3 protein-coding genes are annotated in these 2083 nt (G+C 36.8%); all 3 read left to right on the forward strand.

Going from position 1 to position 2083, the window contains the following annotated elements; translation table 11 throughout:
* Nucleotides 1-243: 243 nt before the first annotated feature.
* Genes LFUMFP_RS08710 through LFUMFP_RS08715 form a run of 3 tightly spaced genes read left to right on the forward strand, consistent with a single transcriptional unit; the run spans nt 244 to nt 1675 of the window.
* The gene (locus tag LFUMFP_RS08710) at nt 244-837 is read left to right on the forward strand and encodes a type IV toxin-antitoxin system AbiEi family antitoxin domain-containing protein (RefSeq protein WP_025082671.1); all 594 of its coding nucleotides are present in this window, start codon (nt 244-246) and stop codon (nt 835-837) included.
* Entirely contained in the window at nt 834-1082 is a 249-nt protein-coding gene (locus LFUMFP_RS10005; RefSeq protein ID WP_254680646.1) for a nucleotidyl transferase AbiEii/AbiGii toxin family protein, read from the forward strand. The genes LFUMFP_RS08710 and LFUMFP_RS10005 overlap by 4 nt, the downstream gene beginning before the upstream one ends.
* Before the next feature lie 8 nt (nt 1083-1090).
* A complete protein-coding gene (locus LFUMFP_RS08715) occupies nt 1091-1675 on the forward strand; it encodes a nucleotidyl transferase AbiEii/AbiGii toxin family protein (RefSeq protein WP_268870678.1) in 585 nt (194 codons plus the stop codon).
* Nucleotides 1676-2083 lie beyond the last annotated feature (408 nt).

Here is a 2083-nt window from a genome sequence, read left to right on the forward strand (position 1 = left end):
GCTGGCACAGCTACCGCAAGTCGCTCACCTCCACTTGTCAATTTTGAATCGACTGAGTCTGGCGCTTGCAATTAACGACTGCCTATTACTATATTACGCAAAGCGAGATACTTTTTTGTGTCCGGTATCAAGAACACAAAAAACAATAATCCGTAAAGTTGTCTTGAAAGTTGCAAGTCCCCCATCCGACTTATATACTATAAATATAAGGAATTGCAGTATATAAGGAGGCGGCTCATAACAATGAATACTTTAGCCCAACTGGAACATGACTTTCCAACATTTATTTACAAAACCGCACAAGAATATGGTTTGTCTAAAGATAAAATTCAGGCGTTAACAAATGATGGCACCATTGAAAAGATTGACCGTGGTGTCTATATTTTCCCGGGCTACCTACTCGATGAATTTAGCTTGATCAGTCAAAAGTTCTCACGTGGTGTTTTCTCATTGGTCAGTGCCTTGATTATTCATGACTTAACTGATGAAATGCCACTTCATTATGATCTTACCTTTCCCCAAGGATATCATCCAAGCGCTGCATCGCTGAAAAAATATCCTATTAAGGCACGCTATCTATCGAAAAATCGCTATTTACTTGGTATCGAAACTAGCCGAACCGAAAATAGTGGCACGGTTCAAGTTTATTCTAAAGAACGAACCTTATTAGATACTTGGGAATCAAAACAAATCCAACCATACATTAAAAATGATGCGCTTAAAAAATATCTAGCAAGTTCACCTAGCGCAGAAAAGTTTAAAAGTTTAACCAAAATCAAGGATGAATTATACCCAAACAGTTCCTTGCTAAAAGTAATGGAGGTTTACATGCAATGAGTGAAGTTGATAAAGTTCTACCGCTAATCAGCAAGCGCGCCCGTGAACTTGGCTACAATATTCAACATTTTCAGAAACTATTTTTTCTGGAACACTTTTTAAAACAGATCTCTGAATCTAATTATCGTCATTACTTTGTTCTTAAAGGTGGCTTTGAAATTCAAAGCTTGGTTGGAATTGAAAATAGAATGACCCAGGATCTTGATGCAATCTATGTGGGCCATCCTTACAACCAGATAAATTAACAACCGTTTTGAATGAGGTCTTCGAACAATCTACAGATTATGTTAGTTTTACAATCAAGTCGATTGAGCAAAAACAGCTTGATGATGATTATCCCGGAATTCGTGTTAATCTGTTGGCACAAATGGGGAAAAGTAAAGTCAGTATAAAGTTAGATATTTCAAAAGGTAACCCCTATGAGACGATTCCAATCATGCTTAATCACCAAAGCATTTTAAACGCAGATGACAAATTTCCAATTTATGGTATTCCCATTGAAAAAATCTTGGCAGATAAGTTATCAGCATTTCTAAATCATGGTATGCTAAATACTCGTGCTAAGGATCTATTTAATGTTTATTCATTGTCCATTCTCTATCGAACTGACATTGATCTTGTGCTTTTAAAAAAAGAATTTTTCAAAAGTGCGGCGTTTGACCATATCCCAAACAAAATAATTGAAAATCGCTTAAGCGAAATCAGTGCCCTATCCGATTCTGAAAGCTTGCGCGCTTCATGGCAACAGTACCAGCAACAATATGACTACGCAGAGTCAATCAGCTACACAACAGCATTAGACGCGCTTTTCAATTTAATGCAGGAAATTGAAAATTAATACTCTAAAACGAGTTCGAAAGATTACACAATATTGTTGTATTGAATTAGACCATCACTTTGATAATTCATAGCCATTCTAATTTAATTTATTTCTCGTGATTTCCCCCAACTTAGATGCTATAATGAAACCATGCAAAAAAAGCGCAAGGTGTCGTTACCACCTCGCGCAACAGTAGTCGTATTGCAACTTTGATCAGCCGCTATTTAGCGGCTTTTTTTATGCAATTTTTTCAGTTCAAGAATCTGTTTCCAGATTTTCAAACCTAATTGAATTGCGACAAGGACTTGAATTAACAAGCTCATCAGCGATTCTCCATTGTTTTATTTAATCGCGTTTCAGCACTCATCAATCTCCGTCCAAGTCAAAATACGCCGTCATCTAAGTTCAGATGATGGCGTATTTTGG

The sequence above is a fragment of the Latilactobacillus fuchuensis genome (assembly GCF_900258455.1).
In the GTDB taxonomy this organism is placed as follows: Bacteria; Bacillota; Bacilli; order Lactobacillales; family Lactobacillaceae; genus Latilactobacillus; species Latilactobacillus fuchuensis.

Coding starts and splice junctions, on each gene's coding strand:
- LFUMFP_RS08710 (WP_025082671.1), top strand. CDS start 244: ATGAATACTTTAGCCCAACTGGAACATGACTTTCCAACATTTATTTAC.
- LFUMFP_RS10005 (WP_254680646.1), top strand. CDS start 834: ATGAGTGAAGTTGATAAAGTTCTACCGCTAATCAGCAAGCGCGCCCGT.